The organism is Streptomyces sp. NPDC001700 (assembly GCF_053596435.1).
In genome coordinates this window covers 143,440-157,143 of record NZ_JBSFGE010000006.1, presented here as the reverse complement: position 1 = coordinate 157,143, position 13,704 = coordinate 143,440, and the positions used below count along the sequence as shown (strand labels likewise).

General features: G+C 69.9%; 9 protein-coding genes. 5 read left to right on the top strand and 4 right to left on the bottom strand.

The genetic code is table 11. The annotated features are described in order from the left end of the window. Positions 1 to 21: 21 nt before the first annotated feature. Positions 22 to 1,143: a MerR family transcriptional regulator gene (locus ACWC5C_RS14220; protein ID WP_450875676.1), complete on the bottom strand. Its 1,122-nt coding sequence runs from the start codon at positions 1,141 to 1,143 to the stop codon at positions 22 to 24. Between the two features lie 256 nt (positions 1,144 to 1,399). On the opposite strand from ACWC5C_RS14220, the gene ACWC5C_RS14215 reads away from it, so the two are divergent. The 5 genes from ACWC5C_RS14215 to ACWC5C_RS14195 all read left to right on the top strand — a co-directional run bounded on the left by ACWC5C_RS14215 (position 1,400) and on the right by ACWC5C_RS14195 (position 9,621). Further along, complete coding sequence (locus ACWC5C_RS14215) at positions 1,400 to 2,431, top strand: hypothetical protein (protein ID WP_450875675.1); 1,032 nt, start codon at positions 1,400 to 1,402, stop codon at positions 2,429 to 2,431. 138 nt (positions 2,432 to 2,569) lie between these two features. Next, a complete protein-coding gene (locus ACWC5C_RS14210) occupies positions 2,570 to 4,459 on the top strand; it encodes a family 43 glycosylhydrolase (RefSeq protein ID WP_450875674.1) in 1,890 nt (629 codons plus the stop codon). Next, on the top strand, positions 4,459 to 5,889 hold the full coding sequence (locus tag ACWC5C_RS14205; protein WP_450875673.1) for an RICIN domain-containing protein: 1,431 nt from the start codon (positions 4,459 to 4,461) through the stop codon (positions 5,887 to 5,889). The genes ACWC5C_RS14210 and ACWC5C_RS14205 overlap by 1 nt, the downstream gene beginning before the upstream one ends. Positions 5,890 to 5,995: 106 nt before the next feature. Beyond that, positions 5,996 to 8,545 carry a beta-L-arabinofuranosidase domain-containing protein gene (locus ACWC5C_RS14200; protein WP_450875672.1) on the top strand — a complete coding sequence of 850 codons (2,550 nt, stop codon included), beginning with the start codon at positions 5,996 to 5,998 and terminating at the stop codon, positions 8,543 to 8,545. Between the two features lie 68 nt (positions 8,546 to 8,613). Then, positions 8,614 to 9,621, top strand: coding sequence for an aldo/keto reductase (locus ACWC5C_RS14195; RefSeq protein ID WP_450875671.1), 1,008 nt, complete (start codon positions 8,614 to 8,616; stop codon positions 9,619 to 9,621). A gap of 84 nt (positions 9,622 to 9,705) precedes the next feature. On the opposite strand, the gene ACWC5C_RS14190 is transcribed toward ACWC5C_RS14195, so the two are convergent. Genes ACWC5C_RS14190 through ACWC5C_RS14180 form a run of 3 tightly spaced genes read right to left on the bottom strand, consistent with a single transcriptional unit; the run spans position 9,706 to position 13,413 of the window. Beyond that, a complete protein-coding gene (locus tag ACWC5C_RS14190) occupies positions 9,706 to 10,473 on the bottom strand; it encodes an enoyl-CoA hydratase-related protein (protein WP_450875670.1) in 768 nt (255 codons plus the stop codon). A 25-nt stretch (positions 10,474 to 10,498) separates the two neighbouring features. Continuing rightward, on the bottom strand, positions 10,499 to 11,836 hold the full coding sequence (locus tag ACWC5C_RS14185) for a hypothetical protein (protein WP_450875669.1): 1,338 nt from the start codon (positions 11,834 to 11,836) through the stop codon (positions 10,499 to 10,501). After that, positions 11,833 to 13,413, bottom strand: a complete 1,581-nt coding sequence (locus tag ACWC5C_RS14180; protein WP_450875668.1) for an amino acid adenylation domain-containing protein — start codon at positions 13,411 to 13,413, stop codon at positions 11,833 to 11,835. Before ACWC5C_RS14180 ends, ACWC5C_RS14185 begins: the two co-directional genes overlap by 4 nt. Positions 13,414 to 13,704: the final 291 nt, after the last annotated feature.

The following is a 13,704-nucleotide window of genomic DNA, read 5'->3' as shown; positions in this document are numbered from 1 at the left end:
GTGCGACGAGCCCACGGAACGTCAGGCGGCGGGCTCCTCGGCCCCGTCCACCACATGGGCCACGCCACACGTGACGTTGTCGGGCCCGCCCGCGCGGTTGGCGAGGGCGACGAGTTCGCGCGCCGCCTCCCCGGGGTCGGCCACCGAGGCCAGTACGCCCCGGATCTCCTCGGCGGTCACCACAGCGCTGAGTCCGTCCGAACACAGCAGATACCGGTCACCCGCCAGGGCGTCCCGCAGCGCCAGATCGGGTGCGAACGCCGCCCCGCCGCCCATGCCCCGCAGCAGCAGAGCCCGCCCGGGGTGGGACGCGGCCTCCGCCGAGGTGATGCGCCCCTCGTCGAGCAGCGACCGCACCACGGTGTGGTCGTGGGTGATCTGGAACAGCTCGCCGTCGCGCAGCAGATACGCCCGCGAATCGCCGATGTGCACCAGGCCCAGCCGGGACCCCGACCACACCAGCGCGGTCAGCGTCGTCCCGATGTCGCGCAGCGCGGGGTCGGACGCGGCCAGTTCCCGCACCGAAATGTGCGCCCGGCGCACCGCGTCCTCCAGGGCGCTCAGCAGCTCGGCGCCCGGAACCTCGGCCTCCAGCGGCTTGAGCGCCTCGATCGCCGCCTCGCTCGCATGGCGGCTGCCGCCGAAGCCGTCGGCGACGGCGAGCAGACGGGGACCGGCGTACCCGGAGTCCTCGTTGCTCATCCGGACCGATCCCCGGTCGGAGAGCACGGCGTAGCGGACTCCCAGGGTGCTGTGGGCAGAAGACATGGTGACGTCCTTTCCTGACAGCTGTGACAGCTGTGACAGCTGTGACAGCTGTGACAGCTGGTCGGCGAGGAAGGCGGCCAGATCACGCCGGGCCGCCGTATCGGCCTCGACCCGCGCCCAGTACGTACGGACCTCCCGCGCCGCCGCGCCCGGATCCAGCTCGCACACAGTACGGATGCGGGCCAGCGGCATCCCCAGCCGGCGCAGCCAGGCCACCAGCCGGGCGCGCTCCAGTTGCGCCGGGTCGTAGAGGCGGTAGCCGGAGTGCGGGTCGACACGGGCGGGCGTCAGCAGCCCGAGTTCGTCGTACAGGCGGAGCGCCTTGGGGGACAGCCTCGATGCCTTCGCGAACGCGCCGATCGTCAGCAGCCCCATGCTCGCCCTCCTCGCGCCGGGCACCTCGCCCGGTCACCACGATGCTGGAGCTTCCCCCTGGGAGAAGGTCAACCGACGTCAACCAAGGCCAATGAAGGCCAATCAGAGATCACATTCCAACTCGTATACCGCACTCATTTATATTTACCAGTCATATACTTTCATTCATCCTTCTTTAGGTATTCGTTGTGATTAGGGCGGGAACTGACGGGACATCCGCACAGACTCGTGGCAGCCACGAGGCGAGGGAGGACCCATGTCCGTTTCCACCACGCTCGGAACCGTGTGGGGCACCTGGATCAACCTGCAAGGCGGCATCCACTCCGAGCCCGCGCCGGTGGCCCAGGCCGACGACCGGATCCAAGTCTTCATCCGGGGCGGCTCCAACGTCCTCTGGAGCAGACTCGAAACCCGCGACGGGGGATGGGGGCCCTGGCAGCAGTACCCGGGCGTGTCCGTCGACGGCATCCCCGCCCCGATCCGCGGCAAGGACGGCAAGGTGCGGGTCTTCTACCGCACGCCCGGCAACAACCTGGAGGTCATCACCCAGACCTCCATCAACTCCGGCTACGGAGCGCCCCAGATCCTGGCCACCGGCATCGGGGACGATCCGGCCGCGGCGCTCGGCGCCGACGGCCGGATCTACGTGTTCTTCCCCGGCACCGACAACGCCCTGTGGTACCTGCGCAACCTGGATCTTCAGTACGAGACGTACGCCGCCGCGACGTCGCTGGGCGGCGGCATCTTCGCCACGCCGTCGCCCATCCTCGACGGGGGCGGGCGGATCGTGGTGGCGGTCAAGGGCAGCGGCGAGACCCTCTACACCATCCAGCAGCTGGCGCCGAACGCCGCCGTCTGGGAGCCCTTCTCGCTGAGCGCGCCCAACGTGACCAGCCGCCCGTCGGTGTGTCTGGACGCGGCGGGCAGGGTGCAGATCTTCTTCCGGGGGGTCGACGGCTCCGTCCGCCGCGTCGGGCAGAGCGACGACTACGAGACGTTCGGCGCCCCCGTGAGCCTGGGTGCCCAGATCGTGTGGCGGCCGACCTGCGGCCTGGGTCAGGACGGCCGGGTCAACGTGTTCATCAAGGCGACGGACAACGCCTTGTGGGTCGCCGTCCAGACCACGGAGAACGGCAACAGCTACACCGGCTTCCAGTCCCTCGGCGGGGTCATCGGCTCCGCCGGAATCAGCGTCCCCATCGCCAACGAGGAGAACCTGCTGTACGTGTTCCTCCAGGGCAACGGGCCCGCCAGGGACCTCTGGCTGCAGCGCCAGACGTTCGTCTGAGCAGCGCTCCGGGGGCTCCACGGTTTTCGAAACTTTCGCACCTGCCTCAGGGGCTGTCGAAAGTCATCAGAACCCTTAATCTCCGAACAAATTCGATCAATGAGCAGGTTGATCAACGGAGAGCGCAGGAGCCCCCACATGCCCACAGCAGGAGAGCACGGACAGCCCAGCCGCAGACGGGTACTGATGGGTGCCCTGGCCCTGGGAGCGGTGGCAGGAACCCCGGGCCTCGCCGAGGCCGCCACCCCCTCCGCGCGGGAGACCGCCGCCCGGGCCGCCCGGTACGCCAATCCGCTGGTCCGCAACCGCGCCGATCCGCACATCTTCCGGCACACCGACGGCTACTACTACTTCACCGCCACCGCCCCGGAGTACGACCGCATCATCCTGCGCCGCTCCAGAACCCTGAGCGGCCTGGCCACCGCGGCCGAGTCGGTGATCTGGAAGAAGCACACCAGCGGCGACATGGGCGCGCACATCTGGGCCCCGGAAATCCACTTCATCGACGGCAAGTGGTACATCTACTTCGCCTCCGCGCCCGCGAACGACGTCTGGAAGATCCGGATGTGGGTGCTGGAGAACGCCAGCGCCAACCCCTTCGCCGGGACCTGGACGGAGAAGGGCCGCATCGCCACCCCCATCGACTCGTTCTCGCTGGACGCCTCCACCTTCGTCCACCGTGGCACCCGCTATCTGACCTGGGCGCAGAGCAACCCGGACGTCGGCAACAACTCCAGCCTCTACATCGCCAAGATGGCCAACCCCTGGACCATCACCGGGCCGCAGGTGGAGATCTCCCGCCCCACCTACGCCTGGGAGACGATCGGCTACAAGGTCAACGAGGGCCCGTCCGTCCTCCAGAAGAACGGGCGGCTCTTCCTCACCTACTCCGCGAGCGCCACCGACGCCAACTACTGCATGGGGCTGCTCACCGCCTCCGCGGACAGCGACCCCCTGTCCGCCGCCTCCTGGAAGAAGAGCCCCCAGCCGGTCTTCACCAGCAACGACTCCACCAAGCAGTACGGCCCGGGCCACAACTCGTTCACCGTCGCCGAAGACGGCCGCACCGACGTCCTCGTCTACCACGCCCGCCAGTACAAGGACATCACCGGCGACCCCCTCAACGACCCCAACCGGCACACCCGTATCCAGACCCTCGGCTGGAAGGCGGACGGCACCCCGGACTTCGGCATCCCCGTGGCCGACGGGCCCGCTCCGGACACCGGGGCCGCCACCCGCTACACCATGACCGCCTTCACCAACAGCAGCGAATCCAACATGTACGTGTACGAGTCGACCGACGCGCTCACCTACACGCTGCTCAAGGGACCGGCGTTCACCCCGCCTTCGGAGCTGATCCGCGACCCCAGCATCATCAAGCACACCGACGGCTACTACTACATCGTCTACACCACCAACTGGACCGGGAACACCATCGGGTTCGCGCGCAGCCGGGACCGGGTCAACTGGACCTTCGTCCGCAACCACACGCTGCCGCTCGCCGGTGTCGAACGCACCTGGGCGCCCGAGTTCTTCGTCGACGGAGACGGCAGCGTCAACGTCATCGTGTCGCTGGACACCACCGCCACCCCGGACTACATCTTCCGGCCGCATCTGCTCACCGCCACCAACGCCTCGCTCTCGTCCTGGACCACTCCGAAGCCGCTCACCGGCCTGGACAAGGCGAACTACATCGACACCTTCGTGGTCCGCCACGGCGGGCAGTACCACGCGTTCACCAAGCACGAGACGACGAAGTACATCGAGTACGCGACCGCCACCAGCCTCGGCGGCCCCTACACTCTGCGCGGTACCGGCGACTGGGCGGGCTGGGGCAGCTGGCGCGAGGGACCGGCGCTGGTGCCGCTCGGAGGCGGCGGCTGGCGGATCTACTTCGACGGCTACGCCGAGCAGAAGTACTACTACAGCGACAGCCTCGACGGCTTCCGCACCTGGACGCCCATCCGGCAGCTGCCCGGACTCTCCGGCTTCGCCCGCCACTTCACCGTCCTGAAGGAGAGCGTGTGATGCGCGGACGTCTCTGGGCCCTCGTCGCGGCCGCCGTCCTCGCGCTGCTGGCCCCGCTGGCAGGTGCCGGTACGGCGCAGGCGGCTCCCGTCACCGTCGCCAACGCGACCCAGTTCACCACCACCTCGGGCGAAGCGCTGCACGCGCACGGCGGCGGAGTCATCAAAGTCGGCGCGTACTACTACTGGTTCGGGGAGAACCGCAACGCGGACAACACCTTCCGCTATGTGTCCGCCTACCGCTCCACCGACCTCAAGAGCTGGGAGTTCCGCCGCCACGTCCTCACCGAGGCCACCGACCCCGAGCTGGCCACCGCCAACATCGAGCGGCCCAAGGTCATCTACAACGAGCGCACCCAGCAGTTCGTGATGTGGATGCACAAGGAGAACGGCAGCGACTACAGCGAGGCCCGCGCCGCCGTCGCCACCTCCGCCACCGTCGACGGCGACTACACCTGGCGGGGCAGCTTCCGCCCGCTGGACCAGCACATGTCGCGTGACATCACCCTGTTCAAGGACAGCGACGGCACCGGCTACATGATCTCGGCCGCCCGGGAGAACTACGACCTGCACATCTACCGGCTGACCGACGACTACACCGGTGTGGCGAGCCTGGTGGCCAACCCCTGGCCCGGCGGCCACCGCGAGGCCCCGGCCCTCTTCAAGCGCGGCGACGTGTACTTCATGCTGACCTCCGGCGCCACCGGCTGGAACCCCAACCAGCAGCAGTACGCCACCGCCACCAGCCTCGCCGGTCCCTGGAGCGCGATGCGCAACGTCGGCGACGCCACCGCGTACGGCTCGCAGACCGCCTACGTCCTGCCGGTGCAGGGCGCCCGGACGACCTCGTACCTGTACCTGGGCGACCGCTGGGGCAACTCCTTCGGCGGCAAGGTCAACGACTCGCGCTATGTGTGGCTGCCGCTGAACTTCCCCACCGCGACCACCCTCACCATGGACTGGTATCCGCAGCTCACCATCGACACCGAGGCGGGCACCGTGACCGGCTCCGGAGGTCCGTACACCCCGCTGAAGGCCCGGCACAGCGGCAAGTGCGCCGACATCCTCTCCGCCGCGCAGACCGACGGCGCCGCGGCCGTGCAGTACACCTGCAACGGCGGCGGCAACCAGCTGTTCTGGTCCAGGAGCGCGGGCGGCGGATTCGTCCAGCTGATCGCGCGGCACAGCTCCCAGTGCCTGACGGTGGCCGGTGGCTCCACCGCCGACGGCGCGGCGGTCGTCCAGTCGGCCTGCGGCACGGGCGCGAACCAGCAGTGGCAGGTCACGGACACCGGCGGCGGCTACGTACGGCTCACCGCCCGCTCCAGCGGCAAGTGCCTGGACGTGGCCGACGAGTCGGCGGCGGACAAGGCCGCGATCGTCCAGTGGAGCTGCACGGGCGGCACCAACCAGCAGTGGCAGCGCGGCTGAACCTCCGGTGGGCGAGAGGCTGTTGACATCCCCGGAGGTGCCGGTAGCTTCACGTGCGCACGATGTCGGACATTGTTCGTAATTTCGAACCTCCGTGAGGAGAGTCATGAACGAACCAGTCGACAGACGGCACTTCATCGCCACCACCGCCACCGGGGCCGCCGCCGTGGTGCTCAGCGCGGCCGCCGGTGGCACGGCGGCCGCGACCACACCCGGCGGCGGACCGGCCGCGGCGTCGGACAAGCCCAAAGCGCTGACCAGCGTCCGGCCCTTCCCGCTCACCGCCGTGACCCTGCTCCCCGGCGCCTTCAAGGACAACCAGTCCCGCAACACCGCCTATCTGCGCTTCGTCGACATCGACCGGCTGCTGCACACCTTCCGCCTCAACGTCGGCATCGCCAGCAGCGCCCGGCCCTGCGGCGGCTGGGAGAGCCCGACCACCGAACTGCGCGGCCACAGCACCGGCCACCTGCTGTCCGGCCTCGCCCTGACCTACGCCAACACCGGCGACACGGCACTCCTCGACAAGAGCCGGAGCCTCGTGGCCGCACTCGCCGCCTGCCAGGCGAAATCCCCGGCCGCCGGATACGGGACGGGCTATCTGTCGGCGTTCCCGGAAAACTTCTTCGACCGGCTGGAGGCCGGAACCGGGGTATGGGCCCCGTACTACACCATCCACAAGATCATGGCCGGGCTCGTCGACCAGTACCTGCTCGCGGGCAACGACCAGGCCCTGGAGACCGTGCTGCGCCAGGCCGCCTGGGTCGACATCCGCACCGCGAAGCTCAGCTACGACCAGATGCAGCGGGTGCTGGAGACCGAGTACGGCGGGATGAACGACACCTTCGCCGATCTGCACACGATCACCGGCGACAGCCGGTGGCTGAAGGTCGCCGAGCGCTTCACCCACGCCCGCGTCTTCGACCCGCTCAGCCGCAACGAGGACCGGCTCGCCGGACTCCACGCCAACACCCAGATCCCCAAGATGGTCGGCGCCCTGCGGCTGTGGGAGCAGGGGCTGAACAGCCGCTACCGCACCATCGGCGAGAACTTCTGGAAGATCGTCACCGATCACCACACGTACGTCATCGGCGGCAACAGCAACGGCGAGGCCTTCCACGAGCCGGATGCCATCGCCGCCCAGCTCAGCGGCAGCTGCTGTGAGAACTGCAATTCGTACAACATGCTCAAGCTCACCCGGCTGATCCACTTCCACGCGCCCGAGCGCACCGACCTGCTCGACTACTACGAGCGCACCCTCTTCAACCAGATGCTCGGCGAACAGGACCCCGACTCGGCCCACGGCTTCAACATCTACTACACGGGCCTCGCCCCCGGCTCCTTCAAACAGCAGCCGTCCTTCATGGGCCCCGACCCGAACCAGTACTCCACCGACTACGACAACTTCTCCTGCGACCACGGCAGCGGCATGGAGACCCACGCCAAGTTCGCCGACACCATCTACACCCGCGGCGACCGCAGCCTCCTGGTGAACCTCTTCATCCCCTCCGAGCTGCGCTGGCAGGAGAAGGGCATCACCTGGAGGCAGACCACCGGCTTCCCCGACCAGCAGACCACCACCCTCACCGTCGCCTCCGGCGCGGCCTCCCTGGAACTGCGGGTGCGCATCCCCTCGTGGGCGTCCGGCGCCCGCGCCAAGCTCAACGGCACCACCCTCCCCGACCAGCCGAAACCCGGCAGCTGGCTGATCATCGACCGGCAGTGGAAGACCGGCGACCGGGTCGAGGTCACCCTGCCGATGGCGCTGCGGCTCGACCCCACGCCCGACGACCCCGACATCCGGGCCGTGCTGTACGGGCCGGTCGTGCTGGCCGGGGCGTACGGCACCGTCACCGGCATGACCATGCCGCGCCTCAAGCAGGACTCCGTGGTGCAGCAGGCCACCAGCCCGATGCGCTTCACCGCCACCGCCGACGGGCAGAGCGTCACCCTGCTGCCCATCGCCCGTGTCCACCACCAGCGCTACAACGTGTACTGGCTGACCGGGCAGCCGCCCACCCCGCCGCCCGCCTTCGCCGCCTGGTACCGCTTCGACGAGACCTCCGGCACCACCGCCGCCGACGCCACCGGCCGCGGCAAGACCGCCCGGCTCACCGGCGGCGCCACCTGGACGACGGGCAGGACCGGCGGCGCCGTCGCTTTGAGCGGCAGCAACGGGTACGTCACCCTCGCCGACGACCTCCTCGCGGGCGCCACCGCGTACACGGTCGCCACCTGGGTCCGGCTGGACGGCACGCCCACCACCTGGACCCGGATCTTCGACATCGGCACCGGCGTCACCGCCAACATGTTCCTCACCCCGGTCGCCGACTCCGGGAAGCTGCGCTTCGCCATCACCGCGGGCGGAGGCGGCGCCGAGCAGCGCATCGAGGCCGATCCGCTGCCCACCGGCCAGTGGGTCCATGTCGCCGTCGCCTACGGCGGCGGGACCGCCGTCCTCTACGCCGGCGGGCGCGAGGTGGGCCGCAACAACCGCGTCACCGTCGAGCCCGTCCACTTCGGCAACCACATCCGCGCCGCCTACCTCGGCAAGTCGCAGTACCCCGACCCGTACCTCAGGGCCGCGTTCGACGACTTCCGCGTGTACGGCCGGACACTCAGCGCGAATGAGGTCGCCACGCTGGCCGAAAGCTGACAAGCTCGGGCGGGCGGGCCACGGTCCGCCCGCCCCCGAACCGACCGGCATGGACAAGGACGACGTACATGGCCCACCTCGCGGCGGAGAACCGCTACGACTCCATGCAGTACCAGCGCTGCGGGCGCAGCGGTGTGCTGCTGCCGAAGGTCTCGCTCGGCCTGTGGCACAACTTCGGCGACACCCACCCGCTCGAAACCCAGCGCGACGTCCTCCGCCGCGCCTTCGACCTCGGCGTCACCCACATCGACCTGGCCAACAACTACGGGCCGCCGCCCGGCAGCGCCGAGAGCAACTTCGGTTCGGTCTTCGCCCAGGACTTCCGCCCCTACCGCGACGAGCTGTTCATCGCGAGCAAGGCCGGATACCTGATGTGGCCCGGGCCGTACGGCGAGTGGGGCTCGCGCAAGTACATGCTGTCCAGCCTCGACCAGTCGCTGACCCGCATGGGTCTGGACTACGTCGACGTGTTCTACTCCCACCGCTTCGACCCGGACACCCCGCTCGAAGAGACGATGGGCGCGCTCGACAGCGCGGTGCGGCAGGGCAAGGCCCTCTACGCGGGGCTGTCGAACTACCCGCCGGAGGCCATCGCGGAGGCGGCCGCGATCCTCAAGGACCTGCGCACCCCGTACCTGATCAACCAGCATCCGTACTCGATGCTCCAGCGCGGGGTCGAGGGCGGGGTGCTGGAGGCCTCCGCCGAGGCCGGGGCCGGTGTCATCGCCTTCTCGCCGCTCGCCCAGGGCCAGCTCACCGACCGCTATCTGAACGGTGTGCCCGCCGACTCCCGCATGGCGCTCGGCCACTTCCTCAAGCGCGAAGCGCTCACCGAGGAGCGCCTCGCGCTGCTGCACGCCCTCAACAAGATCGCCCAGGGGCGCGGCCAGACCCTGGCCCAGCTGGCGCTGGCCTGGGTGCTGCGGGATCCGCGGGTGGTCTCCGTACTGGTCGGCGCGAGCAGCGTCGCCCAGCTGGAGCAGAACATCGCGGTCCTGGACTCGCCCGGCTTCAGCGACGAAGAGCTGACCGAGATCGACCGCCTCTCCGCCGAGGCGGGCGTCGAGATCCCCTGACCGGGCCCCTGACCGGCCCCTGATCGCGCGCCGCGTCCCCGCTTCCGGCACTGACACCGGAAGCGGGGACGGGCGGGCCATCGCTCAGCGACCGGTGAAGCGCGGAGCGCGTTTCTCACGGAACGCGGCCATCCCCTCGGACTGGTCCTCGGTGGCGAACAGCGCGTGGAAGGAGCGCCGTTCGAAGAGCATCCCCTCGCGCAGCCCCACCTCCAGCGCCCGGTCCACCGCCTCCCGCGCCGCCATGGCGGCCGGTTTGCCGTAGGAGGCGACGGTCGCGGCCACGGCGGCCGCCTCCGCCATCAGCCGGTCGTCGGGGACCACCCGGGAGACCAGCCCGGCGCGCTCGGCCTCCTGCGCGCCCATGGTGCGCCCGGTCAGGATCAGGTCCATCGCCTTCGCCTTTCCGACCAGTTTCGTCAGCCGCTGAGTGCCGCCGATGCCCGGGATCACGCCCAGTTTGATCTCCGGCTGACCGAAGGTGGCCGATTCCGCGGCGAGGATGAGGTCGCACATCATCGCCAGCTCGCAGCCGCCGCCCAGCGCGTAGCCGGACACCGCCGCGATCTTGGGGGTGCGCAGCGCCGCGAAGGCGTCCCACCCCGCGAAGTAGTCCTCGGCGAACATCTCGACGGAGGTCTTCGGCCCCATCTCCTTGATGTCGGCGCCCGCCGCGAACGCCCGCTCCGAGCCGGTGATCACGAAGCAGCCGGTCCCGGGGTCGCGGTCCAGCGGCCGCAGCGCCTCGACCAGTTCGTCCAGCAGTCCGCTGCTCAGCGCGTTGAGCACCTCGGGGCGGTGCAGCGTCACGGTGACGACGCGCTCCTGCCGCTCGATCTTGATGAAGTTCACGGTGTCTCCCTCTCAGCGGGTCGGTCTACGAGTCCCAGATGGCGCCGTACGCGGGGATCCCACGGCACTCCAGGCCGTGGACCACCCGCCAGGTGAGCTTCTTGTTGGAGATGCAGATGACGGCCTCGGCCCCGAAGTCCGCGTACGCCTCGTACGCGAGCCGGACCATGTCGGGCTTGCCGTGTTCGGAGGTGTCCCAGATGACCGCGTCGGGCTGGACGGCCAGGATCTCGTCCACCAGGGCGTCGCCGTAGGTCGTACGGGGTGCGCGGGTCGCCCACACCAGCCGCGCCGGGACCTGCTGGGCCAGCAGATGGGGGAGACAGGGACCGATACCGCTGCCGGTGGCCACGTAGACCACCTTGTGGAACAGCGTCTCGATGTTGGCCACGCCCGCCGTGGTGATGCCCTTCACCCACACCTGGGACGGTGCGTCGTCGATGAACGTCCCGGTCCAGTCGCCGGCGCGGGAGATGGTGAGCCGGAACCCCGACTCACCGGGCGCGGGCACATTGGCGAACGAGTGCCATTCGCGCAGCGGGCTGCGGCTGATCGCCGTCGAGGACCCGGCGAACGGCGTCACCCCGTGGTTGAAGCGGGCGAGCGCCACATGGGTGGAGGGGCGTTCGACCGCCACCGCCACCCGGCGCAGCCGCAGCCACGGCAGCGCCACACTGAAGGTGATCACGGCCAGCACCCAGACGCCCGGGGCCGTCAGCAGCCGCCCGGCGGCCGACCCGTCGCCCGGCGCGTCGAGCGTGGTGAGCACCGTCTGTGCCCAGAAGAGGACGAGCGCCGCCCAGCCACCGAAGCGGTGGGTCTTCTCGAAGTGGTCGTGGAACCGCGCCCGGAAGGGCGGCAGCGCGGTGGCCGTGATCCCGAGCAGCAGGACGACCAGGGCGTACGAGACGGCGAGCGTCGCGGCCGGGGCGGAGTGGCGGGTCAGCGAGCCCACCAGGGCGAGGAACCAGAGCGTGCCCGCGAGAGCCCCGCCGACGTGCACCCCGCCGAAGTGGTAGACCTTCGCCAGCGTCCACCGGATCCTCAGCGGCCAGCTGGTGGGCGGCGCGGTGGCGATGCGGAAGAGCAGATTGATGACGTACTGCTGGCGGATGACGATGGCCACCGCGAAGTTGACGAGTGCCGCGTCGGAGAGCGTGCCGGGCGGCAGGCCGTCACCCGAACGGGACAGCAGGAAGGCCAGGTTGACCGCCAGGACCAGGGCGATCAGCCGGTTGTAGTGCATCAGGCGCGGATGCTTCAGCAGCCCGCGCACCCCCGGTGTCCGGGGCGGCAGCGGCCGCTCCGCGGCGCGCGGCGGCGCTTCGGTGCGGGGTGTGGTCACGACACGGGGTGTGGTCACGACGCCACCTCACCGGCGGTGTGGCGCTCGGCGGCCAGCCGCAGCAGGGCCGACTTATCGACCTTTCCACGGCTGGTGAGCGGAAGCGCCGGGAGGGTGTGCACGGCCACCGGCACGCAGTAGTAGGGGAGGGCCAGGGCCACGGCCTGCCGCGCCGCCTCGGGGTCGACCCGCAGCGGGGCGGCGAAGGACACCAGACTGCGGTCGTCCAGCTTGAGCGTCACCGCGCGCACGCAGCCGGGGACCGCTTCGAGGACGGCCGACACCGAGTCCAGCTCGACCCGGAAGCCCCGCACCTTGACCTGGTCGTCGGTGCGGCCCAGATGTTCCAGCTCGCCGTCCGGCGTCCAGCGGCCCAGGTCGCGGGTACGGAACATCAGCCGCCCGCCACCGAGGAACGGGTCCGGCGCGTACCGTTCTGCGGTGAGGTGCGGATTGCGCAGATAGCCCGCCGACACGCAGTCGCCGCCCGCCCACATCTCACCGGTCTCGCCGATGGCACACGGGCGCCGCTCGGCGTCCAGGACGTACACGGTGTTGTTGGGGGTCGGCCGTCCGATGGTCAGCCGCAGCGCCGCCGGGTCATGGCGCTGCATGGTGTTGACGATGGTGGTCTCGGTCGGTCCGCACGCGTTGTAGAACGTGCAGATCCGGGCCCAGCGGTCGGCGAGCGAGCGCGGACACGGCTCCCCGGCGACGGCCGCGACCTTGATCCGCCCGCACAGTTCCGGGTCGACCCCGCTGAGCACGGTCGGCGTCGCGATGACCACGTCCACCCGGCGTACGGTCTCGGCGATGTCCGCGCCGCGGATGACGAGGGTGGCGCCGTGGCTCAGACACCCGAGGATCTCCCACGCGGCCATGTCGAACGCCACGTTGAGGATCTGCGACACCCGCGTCCCGGGCCGTATCCCCAGGTCGCCGGGGGCGGTGAGCAGGAGGTTGCAGACATTGCGGTGGGTGACGGTGACCCCGTTGGGCGCTCCCGTGGTGCCGGAGGTGAAGAGCACATAGCAGCCGTCGTCCGGTGTCACGGGCCGGTCGGGGACGAACGCGGGTCCGTCCGTCTCGCCGTCGAAGGGTTCGGCCATCGCGGTGTCGAGCGGGATGAGGGTATGGCCGGGCGGCGCGGGGACGCGGTCCGCGTAGGCCGACGTCGTCAGGATCACCCGGGTCGATGCCGTACGGATGACATGGCCGAGCTGGGCCGGGGGCGCCAGCCCCGCGTCCTGCGGCACGTACGCCGCGCCCGCCTTCAGGGTGGCCAGCAGGCCGACGAGCATGGGGAGGGAGCGCCGGACGAACAGCGCGACGTTGTCCCCGGGACGTACGCCCAGCCGTGCGAGCCGGGCCGCCAGCCGTCCGGCCTGCCGGTCCAGCTCCCCGTACGTGATCGTCTCGCCGAGGTGCTCGGCCGCGACGGCGAGCGGGGTCGCGGCGGCGTGCCGTTCGATGGCCTGGTGGATCAGGGAGCAGGGCAGGGTGGCCACCGGACCCTGTCCGAACCGCTGGAACAGCCGCTGGTCCATGGCGGAGAGATGCCGGAGGGGATCGGCGGGTCGTGCGTCGTGAAGCATGGTGTGTATCCGCATATGTCGCCCACTCTCGTTCGACAAGTCGGTCATCGTTCGGCTGATGGAGCCGGGTGCGGGCATGAAGGAGCCCAGTCCGGGGGTGAAGGGTGAAGATGATGAGCCGTATGAGGTGCGCAGGTGGCACTGCGGCGAGGAGATCAGGCCGCCGCCGACCGGGGCACATGCGTATCGTGTGGCACGTGGTCACCAGCCGTCTCGCTTGCTTGAGAGCTTAAGGACCTGTGCGGCGCGCATGGAAGACGGGTGACGGGCGCGAGTTGGCCAGGATCCCAC